Below are 18,715 nucleotides of genomic sequence, written 5' to 3'. Positions count from 1 at the left end.
TATGGTTAAGTTCGCTTCTAGAGGCTTTCCAGAAAAATCAAAAAATTTGCACAATTTATAAAACTATGACAGTCAACGCACAAATTGGCATTATTGGCGGCAGTGGACTCTACAAAATGTCTGCCCTAACTGATATTCAAGAAATTAATATTGATACTCCCTTCGGCAAAACTTCCGATGCCTTTATCTATGGCAAGCTTGCAGGAACACCCGTAGTATTTTTAGCGAGACATGGGCGATCGCACCATTTGCTACCAACGGAAGTCCCCTATCGCGCCAATATCTATGCCCTGAAAAGTCTAGGCGTAGAATACATTATTTCTGCTTCGGCGGTTGGCTCATTACAGGAATATGCCCGCCCCCTTGATATTGTGCTTCCCGATCAGTTTATCGATCGCACCACCAGCCGCACATCAACATTCTTTGGTGAAGGCATTGTTGCTCACGTTGCCTTTGGTGAACCCATTTGTAAGTCGCTTCTATCAGTTGTTGCCTCTGCTGCCGAAAGCATCGATTTAGGTCGTAACAAAGTTCATAAGGGTGGTATTTATCTCTGTATGGAGGGGCCAGCTTTCTCTACCAAGGCAGAATCTTTGCTCTATCGTAGTTGGGGCGCTAAGGTAATTGGCATGACTAATCTCACCGAGGCAAAGCTCGCCCGTGAAGCGGAAATCGCCTATGCCACGATCGCTTTAGTGACCGATTATGATTGCTGGCATGACGATCATGAAAGCGTCACCGTAGATATGATCATCCAAAATTTACAAAAAAATGCGGTTAATGCTCAACAGGTAATTCAAAATGCTGTGGCAAAAATTGCCGCGAATCCACCAAAGTCAGAAGCCCATCATGCTCTCAAAACTTCAATCTTAACTGATTTGAGTAAAGTGTCTAGCGCTAGTCGCGATCGCCTCAAAGTAATTTTGCAAAAATATCTCTAATAAAAAAGGCGTTAATATACTTGACGCACCCCTCATCCCCCAACCCCTTCTCCCGCAGGAGAAGGGGAGTAAGATATTTTTCTTGTTCCCCTCTCCTGCGGGAGAGGGGCTAGGGGTGAGGGCAAAGATGACTTTGGTGTGTTAATTAAGTATATGAATACCATAAAAAAGGCGGCGCGATGCGCCGCCTTTTTTATTAGTAGCTAAGTCCTTTAACAGTCTCGAAGAAAAATCTGGCGTTATCTTCGGGAGTGGTGGAGAGAATGCCATGTCCGAGGTTCATGATGTGACCCTTGTTGCCAGCCTTCTGTACTACTTCGAGAATGCGATCGCGAATATAGCTCTGATCCGCATAAAGCACACAGGGATCAAGGTTTCCTTGGACAGGAATATCACGACCAATGCGATCGCGGGCATCAGCAAGATCCACAGTCCAGTCAACACTAACGATATCCACGCCAGACTTCGGCATCAGGTCAAGCACACCCGCACTACCACTAATATAGAGAATCATTGGGGTGTTGGGATATTTCGCTTTTACCTTATCCACAACCATCTTTTGGTAAGGCAACGCAAAGGTTTTGTAATCAGTTGGGCAGAGATGTCCAGCCCAAGAATCAAACATCTGCACCACTTGAGCGCCACACTCGATCTGGTGGATCACATAAGTACCAATCATTTCGGCGATCTTAGTCAAAAAGCTATGGATAATCGCAGGCTCTTTGTATGCCATCGCCTTGATTGTGGAATAGTCCTTAGAACCTTTGCCTTCAACGGAATAGGCAGCTAATGTCCAAGGTGCGCCCACAAATCCAAGAATGGTCGCTTGATCTTTAACTTCTTCTTTGATCGCGGTCAGAATCTTGCGAATGAAGGGGACAGCAGTATCGGGATCAAACTCTGTAAGTGCGTCAACTTGGGCTTGAGTCCTGATAGGTGACTCAATAATTGGTCCTCTACTTTCGATAATGTCAAAGTTAATGCCGATACCTGTGAGGGGGGTGAGGATATCGGAGAACATAATCACGCCATCGGGTTGGAAAGCGCGAAATGGTTGCAAAGAAATTTCGGCGGCTAATTCAGGGATTTCCGAACGCTCTCTAAATGTTGGGTATTTGTCGCGCAGATCTCTATACACTTTCATGTATCTTCCTGCTTGGCGCATCATCCATACTGGTGGACGATCCACTGCTTCACCTCTTGCTGCCCGTAGCAAGCGATCATTTCCTCCCATAATTAACTCTTTCCTATGTTTTAAATTTTTCTTATTATTGTGCTTTTGAATTATAGAACGTGACGTACCAGACATAACTAAAGTAAATAGGAGCGCTTTGCCCCGCTATTGGCGCTACTCTGGCTAAATCCTAGAGGAGATAATCGGTTCATGCCGAAATTTAGGCTTTATTTAATTTCTAATTGTGATTTGATTCCTTATACTTTCTTTAAGATATGTTATTAATACTTAAGCTGAGAAAGTTTCAGAGTTTATAGATTGCTATGCGCTGTAACACATGCCTAACCTCTAGTAAGCTATTGATACTGTCTAAGTAAAGGTTTCAGCTAAGCCGATCGCTAGGTTTAAAAACTGTGATTAAAGAAGGGGCAAATTTGACAAAGGACACTGATGTGTTAAAGGACAAGGCATCAGAGATAGCATTGCCATATGCTGAGGCAAACACACCTCAGAAAAACTTTGTGGCGATCGCGATCGCTTTTGTAATCGTAGCGATCGTAAGTATTCTCTGGCTATTACGTCCACCACTCGACCCATATACACAGTCAGTACTTAGCCTGTCAGGAGATCCCGTACAGGGAAGATCAATATTTGTGATGAACTGTGTGGCTTGTCATGGGCAATGGGCAAATGGCAAAGTAGGTCCAAGTTTGCACGGAGTGTCCGAACGTAAGTCCGATGCCAAACTAGTACAACAAGTGGTTAGTGGCGAAACACCACCAATGCCACAGTTTCAGCCAAGTCCACAGGATATGGCAGATTTACTAAGTTATTTAAAGCAACTATAAAAGGGGGAGCGCGACGCGCTCCCCCTTTTTATAAGCTAACAGCTAAGCGCTAACAGCTAAGTGCTAATAGCTCCTTAATTCCCTTATCTGCTACATCCAGCATTTGATCTAGTTGAGATCGCGAAAATGTATCAGATTCGCCAGTACCTTGTACCTCAACTAGTTTGCCCGTACTATCCATCACCACATTCATATCGACACTAACAGCCAAGTCTTCTTGGTAATTTAAGTCCAAAATAGGCTTGCCATCAATTAAGCCAACGGAGACAGCCGCAACAGCATTGCGAATTGGAGATCGCTCGATTTTTCCTTCTGCCAGTAAGCGATCGCAAGCTGCCTTAAGCGCGATAAATCCCCCTGTGATCCCACCTGTGCGCGTACCGCCATCGGCTTGTAGGACATCAATATCTACGGTAAAGGTGTAATTTGCGATCACGGTCATATCTAAAGCAGCTCTAAGACTTCGCCCAATTAACCTTTGGATTTCTTGAGTCCGCCCTGATAATTTGGCAAATTCACGCTGTTGACGGGGAATGGTGGACGCAGGCAACATCCGATATTCCGCAGTAAGCCAACCTTGATTACTCCCCATGAGAAACTTGGGTACACCCTCGTCAATTGATACAGTGCAGATTAATTGGGTATCACCAAATTTTGCTAATACTGATCCCGCAGGTGCTTTGGTAAATGGTTGTTGTAAGTGAACAGGACGCAGTTGATCCCATGCTCTACCGTCGGGACGTTGAAAATTGGATGAATTACTCATAGTTACTCAATTATTTCTTTTTGGGTTTCGGCTTTTTTTCTAAAAGGGCGCGACTTTGTCTAACAAAAGGAAAGTCGGGCTTAATTTCAAGGGCTCTATCATAGGCAGCGATCGCCTCATTCTCACGATCCAATTTCGCTAGAGAAAAACCTTTGGCAGCCCAAGCATCGGCATTATTGGGTTCTAGCTTTAAGGCTTCTTCGACCTTGGCTAGGGCTTCCTGTGGTTTGTCGTTACGATTGAGTAAGATTGCCTGAGCAAGCAGTTCTTCGGCAGACTTAGTAGGGCTAGCGGTAGATGGATTGGCAGTAGGAATTGGTAAGGATGGGGGAGTGGGTGGAGTCGTGATAGAAGCAGGAGGAACTTCTGTCGTGGTAGGTGTATGCGTTAATTTCATGATCATCGCAAATGATGAGATGGCAGCAATAATCCCCGCAATAATCATAAACTTTTTCCAAGGATAGACCTTTTGTTGCTGGAGCTTACTGACATTAGTAGCGTTAAAACGACTAGGAGCTACCTGCGTATTTGTGGGTATATCAGTTGATTGGATGAGCGCTTGGGGCGAAGTAATAATTGTGGAACTATTATTAGGATCTACATTTATATGGCTACTAATTAACGTTGGTAAGTCATGCTCATCAATGCTAGATAGAGAGGCGATCGCTGTTAAGACTTCTTGGGCAGTTTGGTAGCGTTGGCGGAAGTCATAGCGCACCATTTTATCGAGGATATCGAGAAATTGCGGTGAATAGTTACCCTGTACATGCTCACGCCACATTAATTCCGCAGTTTCAGGATGCTCACCAAATAGTCTCGGCTCCGCCCCTGTGATTGCCTGAATGCCGATCATCCCGATAGCATAAATGTCACTACTAAAACGCGGCTTGCCATTGACCTGCTCGATTGGCATATATCCGGGGGAACCGATCGCGATCGTCAGATTTGTATTTCCCTGAGAGTCCCCCGCTAAGCCATTAATTTCCTTAACTGCGCCAAAGTCAATCAGTACAATTTTACGATCTGACTTGCGCCGAATTAAATTGGCAGGCTTGATATCCCGATGTACTATGCCCCGTTCATGCACAAATACCAGTATTTCTAAAATCTCTTGCAGCAGAGCAATTACCACAAATTCAGGCGATCGCTTGCCATTGCCGATCTCCTTGGTCAGATCTGTGCCATCGGCAAATTCTTGGACTAAATAAAATTCTTCGCCTTCCTGAAAGTGGGCAAGTAAGCGCGGAATGCGATCGTGAGAACCCAATGAGTAGAGCATTTCTGCTTCTTTATCGAAGAGTCGCTTAGCGGTTTCCAGCACAAAAGGCTCACGGGAAATCGGCTTAAGCTGCTTGACCACACAGGTGGGATGGGTAGGTAGATCAATATCTTCTGCGAGATAGGTTTGTCCAAAGCCACCACCACCAAGGTGACTAACAATCTTGTAATGCCCTCTAAGTATGGTATTTAACACATTTACTCTATGGGTTATTGATAAAAATTTATAGCCATTATCGCAAAGACTCAAGCATTAGGGACGCGAAAGAAAATAAAGAACCAGATTTTTTGTGGCGTGGCAAAGCCACGCCACAAAAAATCTGGTTCTTTATTGAAATTTTGTTATGGATTTATGCAAACATTTGCTAAGATATAAATCGCTCTGAAATTGAGCAAGCAAAACAACGGGTGACTGGCGCAGTGGTAGCGCATCGGACTCTTAATCCGCTGGCCCTGGGTTCGAATCCCAGGTCACCCATTTTAAAAAATTCAAGAAATTCGGTAGTGCTAAATAGGTAAGGATAGTCGTTGCTTCGCGCCGACTATCCTTACACCAGAAATTTAAGAGTTATTAGTCTTTTAGGTTCTTCTTTTAAATTTTATAAATAAGTCTCTTGAAGTAGGTTCCTGTATCGCTTAATAATGTTTGGCTACTTTGGTTCTATTTCTAACGTTATCTTTCTCTTCCAATCTTGTCGATCCATGAACCAATAGAACACAAGATCACGGCTTTGATTGCATAGATGATTTTGGCGATCGCGATAGGAACAAAGCCAAATTATTATTAGTCATATCTAGATAGAACCCTATCGGCATCCCCAGAGGCGTTTATGAGTGTTCAACAAAGTTCAAAATTGGCAGTTATTTCATCTGTCAGTATAGCTCTAAGCATCGCAGCAACTTCCTTAATAGCAAGTCCTAGCGAAGCCTATTCACGATCGCGTTTACAATCTCAATCACAAATATCTCAAACGCAAACACCAAGCCAACCAACTTACCCCAATCAAGTTGCACAGCTATTTCGCTCGACATTGAGTTTGCCTGCGGGACAAGCGATCGCTACAAAAATTAATCGCCAAGATACTCTTTACATCGCTAAGGGCGAAACTGTAAATGCAACCCTCCTCGTTGCCCAAGATATTAAAGCTCCCAGTAACGGTACAGTTTTAATCCCTGCGGGAGCAGTCATCGAAGGACAATTTGTACCCGTAGAAGGCGGTTCTAAGTTTGTTGCCCAAAAGTTTACTAGTCGTGGTGCAACGATCAGTCTACAGGCAGAATCAGCGCTAATTAATGACATGAAAGATCCCCGTGAAACTAATGCTGGTTCAATCTTGACTGATGCAGGTATTGGTGGAGCCGCAGGTGCAGTTTTGAGTGGAGTTTTACGCGGTAATGTGCAGATTCTTGATGTGTTAGGTGGGGCGGCAGCTGGTGCTGTAATTGGGAATGTAACTGCACCACAGGTGACAGTCATCGAACCTAATACCGTCATTAATATTTTGACTAAACAAACGATTACTTTTGCTGTCAGAGATGACTATTAAAAAAAAGTAGTGCGCGTATCTTTAGGAAGGTCTTTGTAAAGCTGCACTTCTCTGTGATCGGATGCGGTGCTCCGATCGCGAATCAATTTTGAGATTGATCGTTTGATGTTTATTGCGATCAACTAAAGGGAATTGCGTTTGCCAATTGCTGATAATGTGAAAATAATTTTCGGCATCCTCTAGACAATATTCATAAATTTCATTAAGAATTGTTTCATATCCTTTCTCTTTGCGTAGGACTTTGCTGCCATTCCGAAAAACGTAATATCCCTTAATTCTTTTATAAATTGGAATTCCTAAATAGGCGAATAAATTATTTAAGCCTTGATTGAGATCTGTGCGTTGGCTAGTTCTTTGCAAATCGAGAATTCTAATACTTTCGACCTTAGGAATAAAATCTAGAGCCTCAATTCTTTTCTGTAAGCAAAACATATCACTAGTTGATAATCCATACCCAATAAAATACTTTCCCTGTAAGTTTTGTAGATCATTGAGGATGTCTTGAATTATCTTCTTCTCTTGGGTGCTAGATTCAATAAATTGAATCTTAATATACTGTTCGTTGCTATCTTCTAAAATGCGAGTTAGCGTATAACCAAAAATCTTTTGTACTAAGCCATCCTTATGAAAATCGCGACACCATTCTAAGTCTAGAAAAACAAGATCATAGATTGAGCCATCGTAGAAATTATTTATATATTGACTTGGAAGCTTGAATTCCCTTTTGTACATAGAGTTTGGCTCAGAGGTGGGCTAGGAGAATGGCTAGCAAGTAGATAACTACTATTTATATATCCTAACGGTAATACTCGGTTTATGATCGCTGATTTGACAATTGCATCATTAAGAAAGACTAGAGATAGCATAGAGCAACACTTCTAAATCTTTAATTTTTAGAGTTCAAAATTAAATCCATTCTGTTTGAGTTGCAAGTATTTATCCTCATCAAATTGATATAGCTTAGCTGCTCGATGGGATACGCCTTGCTCTACTTCACCTGTATCAATGAGTAAGTCCATACTTAAGATTTTTTTGCGAAAATTGCGTTTGTCTAGGGGACGAGCTAGGACAGTTTCGTAAAGTTTTTGTAACTGTGTTAAGGTGAATTTTTTGGGTAATAGTTCAAATCCAATTGGCTCATAACGAATTTTGCTACGGAGTCGGGCGATCGCCTTTTGTAAGATCTGCTCATGATCAAAAGCTAAGGATGGTATTGCATGAACTGAAAACCAGTTAGCTTCTCGCGCATCGGTAGAGGCTTGGATTTGTTGTTCTATGAGATTAATAAGAGCGTAATAGGCAACCGTAACTGTGCGATCACGGGGATCGCGCTCTAGGTCGCCAAAGGTATATAGCTGCTCTAGATAAACATCGTGAATCCCTGTTTCTTCTTGCAGTTCGCGCAAAGCTGCTTGCTCTAAGGTTTCATCCATGCGGACAAATCCCCCAGGGATCGCCCATTGTCCTTGAAATGGCGGGATATCACGCTGAATTAACATAACTTTGAGTTCCAATTGGGCATCAAGTCCAAAGATGATGCAGTCAACAGTGAGGGCAGGTCGGGGGTAGTTGTAGGTATACATTTATCAATTACGAATTACGAATTACGAGTTAATAATTCGTAATTCGTAATTCGTAATTATTAACTCTTGACATAGTGTAAAAATAACACTATATTAGTTTGTGTAGTTTATACACTATATCGCGATGCAAGAACAAGTAGGTATTCTCGATGAGCGATCGCCACAAGTTTCTGAGTCAGAGATTTCTAATCTGGAAACTGACAATTTAGTGATTCAGTTTCAATTTGCCACTGGATCGATTATTGGACGTAATCATGTTCTTGTTGGCAAAAATAATCAGGATGCCTATCGAGTTGTAATGCGCGAGCAGTTTATTGTTGCGATCGTCTGTGATGGTTGTAGCGCAGGCAGACATAGTGAAGTTGGTGCAAAAATTGGGGTGCGGATGATCTCTGAGGAGATTGCCAATCTTCTTGAAGGAGGACTATCAATCTCTGAACCTGAGTTTTGGCATCGATTGAAACATAATCTATTACAAAAGTTAAAAGATTTCGTAGCGATCGCTAGTGGTGGTGCAGAGCTATCTAAATCAGTAACAATGGAATTTGTGAATGATTATTTGTTATTTACAATTGTGGTTGCCATAGTCACACCTAGAGAAACTGTCACATTCTCCATAGGTGACGGTGCGATCGCAGTTAATGGCAAATTTACAGAAATTCCACCCTATGCTGATAATGCACCCCCCTATCTTGCCTATGGTTTATACAATCCTGAAGCAATTAATTTTGAGATTCGCGATCGCCTTCCCACATCAAAATTAGAATCACTTCTAATTGCCACCGATGGAATAATTGATTTAGCTGTAGTTGAACCTGTCGAGCAGTTTTGGAAGGAATCCCGTTATTTCAAAAATCCCGATGCCATCCGACGTAAGCTCGCAATGCTCAATCGTGAAGAAGTCAAACCTGACTGGCATAAACAAGAGTTAACTAAGCGAACGGGCATTTTGTCAGATGATACGAGTTTAGTTGTGATTAGAAAGCAGTTAGCTTTTAGCGATTAGCTGTTAGCTTACACAGAAAAAATCTCAATCCCCAATTACCAATTCCCAATCACCCCAAAAAGCTAAAAGCCAATTACCCAAAAGGGAAAAACTATGTTAGGCGCAATTATCGGCGATATTGTCGGTTCTATTTACGAATTTAATAATCATCGCTCAAAAGACTTTCCTCTCTTTAGTGATGGCTGTGATTTTACGGATGATACGGTGCTAACTGTTGCGGTTGCCGATTGCTTAATGCAAAACGGTAACTATGGAAAATATATCAAACAATATGCGTGTGCATATCCACAGGTCAAGGGTAGCTATGGTGGTAGATTTGCTCAGTGGATTCATTCTGACAGCATGGAACCTTACAATAGCTGGGGTAATGGTTCCGCTATGCGTGTTAGCGCTGTAGGATTTGCCTATGATGATTTAGAAATGGTGATGCAGGAAGCTAAGCGATCAGCAGAAGTTACTCATAATCATCCTGAAGGAATTAAGGGAGCGCAAGCAACGGCTGTAGCGATTTATATGGCGCGTAAGGGGCAATCTAAAGAGCAAATCAAAAAGGCGATCGCAAAATCCTTTAGCTATGACTTAGATAGAACTCTAGATGAAATTCGTCCTGTTTATCAATTTAATGAATCCTGTCAAGAAACGGTTCCCGAAGCCATCATTGCCTTCTTAGAATCAACAGATTTTGAAGATGCCATTCGCAATGCTATTTCCCTTGGTGGTGATAGCGATACACTTGCCTGTATTACAGGTGGCATCGCTGAAGCCTTTTATGGTGGTGTTCCTCAAGATATTGCTAAAAAGGCATTGAGTTATTTACCCGAAAACCTGCGTGAAGTAGTTAAAGAATTTAGAACGAGGTATGACCTATGTTAGGTGCGATCGCTGGTGACATTATCGGCTCGATTTACGAAGTAGTGCCAATGAAGCGAAAAGACTTCAAACTGTTCTCCTTTGGTAGTCATTTTAGTGATGACACGGTTCTCACCTATGCGGTTGCAAAATCCATTCTGACGGGAACTAGCTATGTGAGTAACTTCAAGAAATGCTTTTGGCGCTATCCCCTAGCAGGTTTTGGACAGAGGTTTACTTGCTGGGCAATGAGCAATCGGAAAGAAGGCTACAACAGTTGGGGCAATGGTGCAGCAATGCGAGTGAGTCCGATCGCATGGGCTTACGATAATCTCGAAGATGTCCTTAAGGAAGCAGAACGTTGCACCGCCGCAACTCACAATCATCCCGAAGGCATCAAAGGTGGACAGGCGACTGCGGCAGCGATTTTCTTGGCGCGTCAGGGCAAGACTAAGCAAGAGATTCAAGCTTATATCGAGCAAACTTTCGATTACGATTTGCATCGCACCATTGATGAAATTCGCCCCAATTATAAGTTTGAGGTATCCTGTCAAAAAAGTGTTCCTGAAGCAATTATTGCTTTTTTAGAATCAACGGATTTTGAAGATGCGATTCGTAATGCTGTGTCTCTCGGTGGTGATAGCGACACGATCGCCGCAATTACAGGCAGCATCGCTGAAGCCTTTTACGGTGGTGTCCCTCATGCGATCGCAATCCAAGCATGGAAAAAACTAGATCGGCAGATTCGGAATACAGTGCTTGAATTTAACGGAACTTACAATTTGCCTTGTTATTTGAAATATTAGGCGCAAAATCATGGATATCTATCTCAATCAAAAGCGAATTAAAGTTAATCCTAAAAATGCGATCGGCAAAGGTGGCGAAGCGGATATCTATGATCTCAAAAATGGTAAGGTTCTCAAACTATTTAAAACCGCCGATCATCCTGATTATCAGTTATCACCTCAAGAACAATTAGCGGCTCAAGCGAGATTATCGCTCCATCAGCAAAAGCTCCCTGATTTTCCACAAAATCTACCTGCGAGGGTGATTAAACCTGAAGCTTTAGCCACAGATAAACAGGGAATGATCTTGGGCTATGCAATGCCCTTCTTGCAAAATACAGTGCCACTTTTGAAATATAGCGATCGCACTTACCGCAACACCAACGCCATCTCACAGCAATTTGTGACTAGCCTATTTCGCGACTTACACGAAACAGTTTTAAAAATCCATCAAGCAAATGTCACGATTGGCGATTTTAATGATTTGAATCTATTGGTCTCTCAAAATCAAGTTAACCTCATTGATGCGGATTCCTTTCAGTTTGGGCAATTTCCCTGTCAGGTGTTTACGGCACGATTTGTTGACCCTATGCTGTGCGATCGCAACGCCAATCAACCAATTCTCATCAGTCCCCATAATCCTGAATCCGATTGGTACGCCTTCACGGTCATGTTCATGCAGAGCCTCCTCTATGTCGATCCCTATGGCGGCGTATACAAGCCCAAATCGCAAGCCTCACAGATCCCTCACGGGGCAAGACCTTTGCAACGCATTACAATCTTTCATCCCGATGTGCGCTATCCCAAACCTGCAATTCCTTACAAGGTTCTATCCGATGATTTATTACACCATTTTCATAACTGCTTTGAAAAAGATTGGCGCGGAGATTTCCCAAAATCACTACTCGAATCAATGGTTTGGACAAAGTGCAATCAATGTGGAATCGAACATTTAAGGACTACTTGCCCAATTTGTGCGCCTCTAATTGCAGTTCTCCCATCTACCTCTGGGAGAGGGGCAGGGGGTGAGGAAAAATGTAAAGTTATCCATATATTCCAAACTGAAGGCGTAATTCTGCAAGTCGCTTTACAAAATAATTCTCTCAATTATCTCTATCACGTTAACCACGAATTTAAACGCGAAGACAACGCAGTTTTATTGTCAGGAGAACTCGATGCTAATATTAAATTCACCATCTTTGGTCAGTCTACAATCCTTGCCAAGCAAGGAAAAGCCATTATGCTCAATCAAGGACAACCACAAACGATCGCCGCCGAGTTAATCCGTGCTAACTCCTTCTATCGCTATTGGCTTGATCAAGGTCAATTACTCCGTGATGGCAAGCTAGGGAATGAATATATCGGAGATATTCTCGAAGGACAAACTCAATTCTGGATTGGCGAAACCTTCGGTTTTGGCTTTTATCGCGCAGGTAATATCAGTGTTGCTTTCACTTTTGATGCTAAGCGTTCAGGAATAGGCGATCGCGTAAAGATTCCACCCATTCAAGGAGAACTAATTGATGCAAATTGTGCCTTTAGCAATGACATCTGCTGGTTCTTCACCATCACCCAAGAGCAAAGCAATATCATCCATCGAGTTTCCGCATTGCGTCCCACAGGTGAGTTAGTTGCCACAATTGCCGCACCTAAAGGAGATATTACATGGTTGATGAATATTCACGGAGGCAGTGCGATCGCTAATTGGCTATTCGTTCCCACTGATGAGGGCATCGTTAGAATTGAGGTAAATAATCGACAGATTATGATTACCAAAACCTTTCCTGAGACAGAAACCTACGTCGATAGCGGATGTTCCTTAATTGTAGGTTCACAAGGTATCTATGTGATTCACTCACAAAAGATTTTGCAGTTACAATTAGCTTAGAAGTTAGGAGAAAAGAAAATGCAAACAATTCAATTAAGTTTAGATGAAGAAATGCTCAGTGAGCTGAATCGACTTTCTTCGCAGCAACAGACAACACCTGAAGAGCTAATCAAGCAATTCATTAGCGATCGCTTGCAACAACCCAGTAAACCTAAAACAGTTATGGAAAAATTGAAGGAAGCAGAACAAAGGCGTGGGAGACCTCGATATTTTGCGGAAGGTCGGGCTGATCTTTCAGATCGGGATGTTCGCAAAGCAATTATTGCTGAACAGATTGAGAACAAGCATAAAAGAATATCGGAGCAGTCATGAATTATCCCTCTATTCTTGTTGATAGTTGCGCTTTTGTCTCTTTCTACAACAAAAGGGATAGTCATCATAGCTTAGTGTATGAATTCTTTCTAAAATGCACAAGCCAACTAATTACCACAACTGCCTGTATTACTGAAGCTATTTGGTTACTCAATTTTGATTATCGCGCCCAAAATGAGTTTCTGGAAGATTTGATAACCGAAGTCTATATCCATCAATCCCTAACTCTTTGGGATTTCAGTAGAATTGCCGAACTGAATGAAAAGTATGCCGATCGCAAGGCTGACTTTGCCGATTTATCCCTAGTTGCTATTTCTGAAAGACTTGATATACCTAAGATCGCTACTTTCGATAAAGATTTCCAAGTATATCGCCGTTATCGCAATCAACCTTTTGTAAATGTACTTGTCTAACGTTTAAACAACGGAGAAACATTAAAATGACTACTCAAATTTTTACTCAACTTCCCATTCCCGCCTTTTTCGATCACCACAAAGTCGGATCGGTATGGCGCGTTCCTTACCAAGATCGGGCTAACCAAGCCGAAGCATGGGCGAAACAACATGGCATCGCACCCGCCGCAAAGGATCGCAAGAAAATTTGTTTGATGGCGATCGATGTGCAGAATACCTTTTGTATTCCTGATCATGAGCTATATGTCGGTGGACGCTCTGGTACTGGTGCGATCGAGGATAATGTGCGCCTTTGCGAATTTATCTATCGCAATCTCCACCACATCAGCGAAATCGCGCCCACAATGGACACTCATACTGCCATGCAAATCTTCCATCCCATCTTTTGGGTAAACGATGCGGGTGAACATCCGATCCCCAATGCTACATCGATTACTTTAGAAGATGTGCAGCAAGGCAAGTGGAAAGTAAATCCTGCGATCGCCTATAGTCTCGCCAAGGGTAATTACATGGCAATTCAGCGCCACGCCTTGCATTATGTGCAGAAGCTTAGCGATGAAGGCAAGTTTCCGCTTACGGTTTGGGCATATCACTCCATGCTCGGCGGCATCGGTCACGCGCTCGTATCTTCTGTTGAAGAAGCAATGTTTTTCCACAATATTGCAAGGCACAGTCAGACTAACTTCGAGATTAAAGGAGGCAATCCTCTCACTGAGAATTATTCGGTATTGCGCCCTGAAGTAATGGATGGAGCCGATGGCAGACCAATCGCTCAGAAAAATACACGCTTTTTGCAAAGGTTACTGGAATTTGATGCGGTAATCATTGCGGGGCAAGCCAAGAGCCATTGCGTGGCATGGACTATTCAAGATTTACTAAGCGAAATTCTTGCTCATGATCCAAAACTTGCCAAGAAAGTCTATCTGCTCGAAGATTGTACTTCGCCTGTGGTCGTTCCTAATGTGGTCGATTACACCGATCAAGCGGATGCCGCATTTCAACGCTTTGCGGATTCAGGTATGCACCTTGTCAAATCTACTGACCAAATGGAATCTTGGGCAGATCTTAATCTTGTATAAACTCCAATTCTTTAGGAGATTAATCTAATGATGAGCATTAATCTTGATAATGAGATAGAAAGATATCTGGTGGCAATTCTTGCTCAAGAGAATACCACCAGTTCAGAATTAACTGAACGCTTGCTCAGAGAATATTTAGAAACAATTCAACTCAAGAAAGGCTTTTTTGAGCGTTTATTATCTAGCTAAAATCTAGCTAAAATGGACACAAATCAAAAATCATGAGGTAAGTCTATGAGCACTTTACTATCTTTTTATCGTGGTGAGTCGGCTAATCCTGAAGGGCGCAGTATTGCAGAGATTTGGACTTGGGACTATAGGCACTTTGAAAACGTACATAACTACATTCAATGGCTATTCCCTCTTCCCGAACCGAGTAAATTTAGCGCTAATGCTCCCATCCTTGACGAAACTGTAATTGAGGCATTTCTTGCAGACAAAGAACTTCGTAGAAGATTATATCGTTCCTTCAAGTTATTACTCGATTTTTACGGATTACAATGCGTCACTTCTCAAGAGTTGGGAGTACAGATTTCCAAAGCCGCCAACTTTGATTCACGCCAACAATATTGGCTCCGCCCAATGAATCACAACCATCTAAGAATTACTCGTATTCTCCGTAGCCTTTCTCTCTTAGGTTTAAAAGCCTATGCTAAAGCTTTCCTAGCTTGTTTGCAAGAACTCTATCGAGAAGATCCTAAAGCGATCGCTCCTAACACGATGGAATTTTGGGAGAAAGCAGTTTAAGAAAGGAAAAACGTAATTGCTCAACCTAGAAGAAATAAAGGTTTCAGCCATTTTGATGCATCAAAAAACATCTAAATGATTCCATTCTCATTAAGTAAACGATAAATTACTATTTTATTTATTAATTTATAAAGATAATCAGTAATTTGCCAGTTATATGAACACTGTTTTTTGTTGATTCTTCTAGGTTGAGCAGTTACGGAAAAACAAGGGAAAAACAAGTCAATTACGAATTAAAATCTCATTCGTAATTCGTAATTGATAATTCGTAATTATTCAGTTATCAATTACCTATCACCAATTATCATGACTAACATTAACGACCTCTTCCAATCAGCATTAGATGACGGAACCATTTCTAATGAATCTTTGCAAGCATTGACTGTTTATGACCTCGGCGCACAAATTCAAGCGGGGCTTGGCATTCATGTTGATGATGTCATGTCTAGCGAAGTTGTGCTAGTAACGATTATGCCCGATGACTCTGGTTCGATTCAATATGCAGGTAATGCTCAAGCTGTGCGTGGCGGACATAACTCTGTCATAGATGCGCTAACTTCTTCGCAGCAACAGGATAATATTCTTATCCACAATCGTTATTTGAATGGAACTGTTCTTTATCCCTACTGCCCGATCGCACAGGCAATCAGGATGGATACTAAAAATTACACTCCCAATCAAGGTACTCCCCTTTACGATCAGACGGTGGTGTTATTGGGAACGGTTTTAGCCAAAGCGCAGGAATTCTCTGATAATGGTGTGCCAGTGCGTACTGTCACCCTCATTATTACCGATGGCGATGATTGTCATTCGAGCCGTCATAGTGCTAAAGATGTTGCCGCGATCGCTAAAGATATGTTGCGGATGGAAAATCACATTATTGCGGCGATGGGTATTGATGATGGCTCTACGGATTTTCGGAAAGTATTTCAAGAAATGGGAATCCGTGATGAATGGATTCTTACTCCTGCTAATAGTGATGCTGAAATCAGAAAAGCCTTTCAGGTCTTCTCACAGTCAGCAATGCGAGCAAGTCAGAGTGCTGCTAATTTTAATTCTCTTGGAGGATTTGGAGGATAGAAAATTGTATCAAAACAGATCATTAAACCGCATAGCGGTTTAATGATCTGTTTTGATACAAATGTGGTCATAGATTTCGGTAAGAAGGTTTTCGATCTTGATGCTTGGTATGTGTTTTTTTGATTTAGCCAAAAAGTAAGCAAAGATATGATTTTTCTGAGTATGTGTAATATCTATTGTGCGATCTCACACTAAACGTAGTGATAGGCGATCTCTCAACCAGAGAAATCAGAAAATAATGTGAGTGTTTAACTAGGGCAACCCTTTGCGATCGCCTCTGCTGACTGCCACCTTCTTATTGATATATAGTGGTAAATATAGCGATCGCCGAATCAATCGCCGAATTAAAGGAAAATTAAGGATAACTATGTCAGGACATATCCTACTTGTGGATGATGAACCAGGTCTCAGAGAAGCTGTGCAAGCCTATCTCGAAGACAGTGGCTTTGCGGTGCAGGTTGCTAACAACGCAAGGGATGCGTGGCAACTGCTAGAGCAAACTACACCAGATCTGGTGATTTCGGACATCATGATGCCGCAGGTAAGTGGGTATGAGTTTCTGAAGCAAATGCGTGAGGATGTTAGGTTCTTAAACCTGCCCGTCGTATTTTTGACCGCTAAGGGCATGACAAAAGATCGCATCGAAGGCTATAACGCTGGTTGTGATGCTTACCTATCGAAACCCTTTGATCCCGATGAGCTAGTAGCGATCGCTGAAAATTTAATTGCCCGTCGTGCTATGCAAGCTGTTACCGCAAATAGCAACACCTCAGAAATCACAGATCTTGCTGGACAACTGGCGGAAATCAAGGCTCTTCTCAAACAAAAGCCTGCTATTAATGTCACGCCGCCACCGATCAAAATTGAATTTACGCCCCGCGAACAAAGTGTATTAGAGCTGGTGGTTGAAGGTTTAATGAATAAAGAAATTGCTAAACGTCTTGGTACGACTATTCGTAATGTTGAGAAATATGTCAGCCGTTTATTTAGCAAAACAGGTACAAGTAGCCGCACTGAATTAGTCCGCTATGCCCTGCAACATGGTTTGATTGATTCCTACTCATAAAAGCAAAGCAAATTTAATATTTGTTGCTAGATTTTTCGTGTGTATGTTCTAATTGTTATAAATTTATGAGATTTAGCGATTAATCAGGTTATAGGCTATGCAAAAATTTAAGCCCCAAAAGCCTAATTCACTAGTTCAATTATCTTGTCCTTTTCTTTTGGAATTAGTATTAGCCACTGTTATTCTTAACTATCCTCAATTTTTGCAATCAGCTCAAGCCCAAACCTCTTCTCAGACAAAAGCTACTTTGTTATCTCAGGCAGTCAATGATACTTCTGTTTGGAATAAAAATGACAGTGAAAGCTTTAAGTTTGAGCAATATCGACAAGCTTTTGAAGAGTATGACAAAGCATCTCGAATTAAGCCTAATGATCCAGTTGTTTGGAAAAAACGTGGGGATGCTCTCCGTAATCTAGGGCGATATTTAGAGGCTGCTAATTCTTATGATAAAGCTACTCAACTTAAGCCTAACGATCCGATCATTTGGCAAAATTTAGGTCTTGCACTCTATAGGCGTGGATATTATCAAGATGCAGTTGAGGCTTATAAAAAAGCAGTTGATCTGAATCCTGATGATGCTGATGCTTTGAATTGGCTTGGTAATTCTTTGCGAGAAGTAGGAAATTATCAGAAGGATTTAGGACGCAATCAAGAAGCATTAAAACTATATCAAGATGCTGTTTCTTCCTATAGCAAAGCGATTAAATTGCCTCGACAGTTTGGGAATTCTGAATATTTATACAACCGTAGTTTGGCTCTGCGGCAGCAAGGGCTAGTGCTTGATAGGCTAGGACAAAAAGAGGATGCTGAAAAGCTTTATACACAGGCTCTTAGTTCTCTTGACAAGGCTATTCTTCTTAATAAACCGAATTCCTTGCGCTTCTATCAGAAGGCAAGAATTCTAATGGATCTTAAAAGATATGACGAGGTTTTGTTAATCCTTGACAAATCTCTAAAACTAGTTTCTGGAGATATCCAGCTAAGAGTTAGTCCTTTTGACTTAAGTGCAGCAGATATTTCAACTGTTAGAATTTCTAGAGTTTGGCATCTTAAAGGTGTATCTCTTAATAGAGTTAGGCAATACTCAGAAGCGTTAGAGGCACTTAACCAAGCAATAAAACTCAATGCTTATTCTTTAGTAACTAGGGTTGAATTTGATTGGGTTAAGATCGACACAGATTTAGATATTCAGAACTCTTGGTTTAGTAAAGGTCTTGCATTGGCGAATCTAGGTAGAGATAAAGAAGCTCTTAACGCTTTGAATAAGGCAATTGAATTGCAGCCAGACTACACTGAAGCGATCGAACTCCGAAATGATTTGTTGAGTGGTAAGAAAAAGTAATAATTTTTCTG

At 41.8% G+C, this 18,715-nt stretch carries 20 protein-coding genes and 1 tRNA gene; 16 read left to right on the top strand and 5 right to left on the bottom strand.

Annotated elements, in window-relative coordinates; genetic code table 11:
• The first annotated feature begins 65 nt into the window (after positions 1–65).
• A complete protein-coding gene (locus NMG48_RS11365) occupies positions 66–941 on the top strand; it encodes an S-methyl-5'-thioadenosine phosphorylase (protein WP_271251674.1) in 876 nt (291 codons plus the stop codon).
• A 196-nt stretch (positions 942–1,137) separates the two neighbouring features.
• Here NMG48_RS11365 and hemE read toward each other — a convergent pair whose 3' ends face one another.
• The gene (hemE, locus tag NMG48_RS11360) at positions 1,138–2,175 is read right to left on the bottom strand and encodes a uroporphyrinogen decarboxylase (protein WP_271251673.1); all 1,038 of its coding nucleotides are present in this window, start codon (positions 2,173–2,175) and stop codon (positions 1,138–1,140) included.
• A 467-nt stretch (positions 2,176–2,642) separates the two neighbouring features.
• Here hemE and NMG48_RS11355 point away from each other — a divergent pair, with 467 nt between their 5' ends.
• Positions 2,643–2,963 (top strand): c-type cytochrome, encoded by a 321-nt coding sequence (locus NMG48_RS11355; RefSeq protein ID WP_404822271.1) that lies wholly within the window; start codon positions 2,643–2,645, stop codon positions 2,961–2,963.
• Between the two features lie 49 nt (positions 2,964–3,012).
• On the opposite strand, the gene rph is transcribed toward NMG48_RS11355, so the two are convergent.
• Positions 3,013–3,729: a ribonuclease PH gene (gene rph / locus NMG48_RS11350; protein WP_271251671.1), complete on the bottom strand. Its 717-nt coding sequence runs from the start codon at positions 3,727–3,729 to the stop codon at positions 3,013–3,015.
• Between the two features lie 10 nt (positions 3,730–3,739).
• Complete coding sequence (locus NMG48_RS11345) at positions 3,740–5,203, bottom strand: serine/threonine-protein kinase (RefSeq protein WP_271251670.1); 1,464 nt, start codon at positions 5,201–5,203, stop codon at positions 3,740–3,742.
• 210 nt (positions 5,204–5,413) lie between these two features.
• On the opposite strand from NMG48_RS11345, the gene NMG48_RS11340 reads away from it, so the two are divergent.
• Together NMG48_RS11340 and NMG48_RS11335 are read left to right on the top strand one after the other, a co-directional pair.
• Positions 5,414–5,485, top strand: a tRNA-Lys gene (locus NMG48_RS11340).
• 352 nt (positions 5,486–5,837) lie between these two features.
• Positions 5,838–6,554 (top strand): hypothetical protein, encoded by a 717-nt coding sequence (locus NMG48_RS11335; RefSeq protein ID WP_271251669.1) that lies wholly within the window; start codon positions 5,838–5,840, stop codon positions 6,552–6,554.
• 21 nt (positions 6,555–6,575) lie between these two features.
• Here the strand turns inward: NMG48_RS11335 and NMG48_RS11330 are convergent, their stop codons facing one another.
• Positions 6,576–7,286: a ribonuclease H-like domain-containing protein gene (locus NMG48_RS11330; RefSeq protein WP_271251668.1), complete on the bottom strand. Its 711-nt coding sequence runs from the start codon at positions 7,284–7,286 to the stop codon at positions 6,576–6,578.
• Positions 7,287–7,447: 161 nt separating this feature from the next.
• Positions 7,448–8,137, bottom strand: coding sequence for an NUDIX hydrolase (locus tag NMG48_RS11325; protein ID WP_271251667.1), 690 nt, complete (start codon positions 8,135–8,137; stop codon positions 7,448–7,450).
• Between the two features lie 124 nt (positions 8,138–8,261).
• On the opposite strand from NMG48_RS11325, the gene NMG48_RS11320 reads away from it, so the two are divergent.
• The 12 genes from NMG48_RS11320 (at position 8,262) to NMG48_RS11265 (ending at position 18,704) form a co-directional block, all read left to right on the top strand.
• Positions 8,262–9,143 (top strand): protein phosphatase 2C domain-containing protein, encoded by an 882-nt coding sequence (locus NMG48_RS11320; RefSeq protein WP_271251666.1) that lies wholly within the window; start codon positions 8,262–8,264, stop codon positions 9,141–9,143.
• A 93-nt stretch (positions 9,144–9,236) separates the two neighbouring features.
• Complete coding sequence (locus tag NMG48_RS11315) at positions 9,237–10,016, top strand: ADP-ribosylglycohydrolase family protein (protein WP_271251665.1); 780 nt, start codon at positions 9,237–9,239, stop codon at positions 10,014–10,016.
• Positions 10,010–10,798, top strand: a complete 789-nt coding sequence (locus NMG48_RS11310) for an ADP-ribosylglycohydrolase family protein (RefSeq protein WP_271251664.1) — start codon at positions 10,010–10,012, stop codon at positions 10,796–10,798. Before NMG48_RS11315 ends, NMG48_RS11310 begins: the two co-directional genes overlap by 7 nt.
• 10 nt (positions 10,799–10,808) lie before the next feature.
• Positions 10,809–12,665 carry a hypothetical protein gene (locus NMG48_RS11305; RefSeq protein ID WP_271251663.1) on the top strand — a complete coding sequence of 619 codons (1,857 nt, stop codon included), beginning with the start codon at positions 10,809–10,811 and terminating at the stop codon, positions 12,663–12,665.
• 18 nt (positions 12,666–12,683) lie between these two features.
• The gene (locus tag NMG48_RS11300; RefSeq protein ID WP_271251662.1) at positions 12,684–12,977 is read left to right on the top strand and encodes a hypothetical protein; all 294 of its coding nucleotides are present in this window, start codon (positions 12,684–12,686) and stop codon (positions 12,975–12,977) included.
• Positions 12,974–13,390 carry a type II toxin-antitoxin system VapC family toxin gene (locus NMG48_RS11295; RefSeq protein ID WP_271251661.1) on the top strand — a complete coding sequence of 139 codons (417 nt, stop codon included), beginning with the start codon at positions 12,974–12,976 and terminating at the stop codon, positions 13,388–13,390. Before NMG48_RS11300 ends, NMG48_RS11295 begins: the two co-directional genes overlap by 4 nt.
• 26 nt (positions 13,391–13,416) lie before the next feature.
• Positions 13,417–14,469, top strand: coding sequence for an isochorismatase (locus NMG48_RS11290; RefSeq protein ID WP_271251660.1), 1,053 nt, complete (start codon positions 13,417–13,419; stop codon positions 14,467–14,469).
• A gap of 27 nt (positions 14,470–14,496) precedes the next feature.
• Positions 14,497–14,658 carry a hypothetical protein gene (locus tag NMG48_RS11285; RefSeq protein WP_271251659.1) on the top strand — a complete coding sequence of 54 codons (162 nt, stop codon included), beginning with the start codon at positions 14,497–14,499 and terminating at the stop codon, positions 14,656–14,658.
• Between the two features lie 45 nt (positions 14,659–14,703).
• Positions 14,704–15,216 (top strand): opioid growth factor receptor-related protein, encoded by a 513-nt coding sequence (locus NMG48_RS11280; RefSeq protein ID WP_271251658.1) that lies wholly within the window; start codon positions 14,704–14,706, stop codon positions 15,214–15,216.
• Positions 15,217–15,522: 306 nt separating this feature from the next.
• Complete coding sequence (locus NMG48_RS11275) at positions 15,523–16,296, top strand: hypothetical protein (protein ID WP_271251657.1); 774 nt, start codon at positions 15,523–15,525, stop codon at positions 16,294–16,296.
• Between the two features lie 367 nt (positions 16,297–16,663).
• On the top strand, positions 16,664–17,362 hold the full coding sequence (locus tag NMG48_RS11270; RefSeq protein ID WP_126385262.1) for a response regulator transcription factor: 699 nt from the start codon (positions 16,664–16,666) through the stop codon (positions 17,360–17,362).
• Positions 17,363–17,459: 97 nt separating this feature from the next.
• The gene (locus NMG48_RS11265) at positions 17,460–18,704 is read left to right on the top strand and encodes a tetratricopeptide repeat protein (protein WP_271251656.1); all 1,245 of its coding nucleotides are present in this window, start codon (positions 17,460–17,462) and stop codon (positions 18,702–18,704) included.
• Positions 18,705–18,715: the final 11 nt, after the last annotated feature.

This window comes from Pseudanabaena sp. Chao 1811, from assembly GCF_027942295.1.
Lineage (GTDB): Bacteria > Cyanobacteriota > Cyanobacteriia > Pseudanabaenales > Pseudanabaenaceae > Pseudanabaena.
This window is presented reverse-complemented; position numbering and strand designations above follow the sequence as displayed.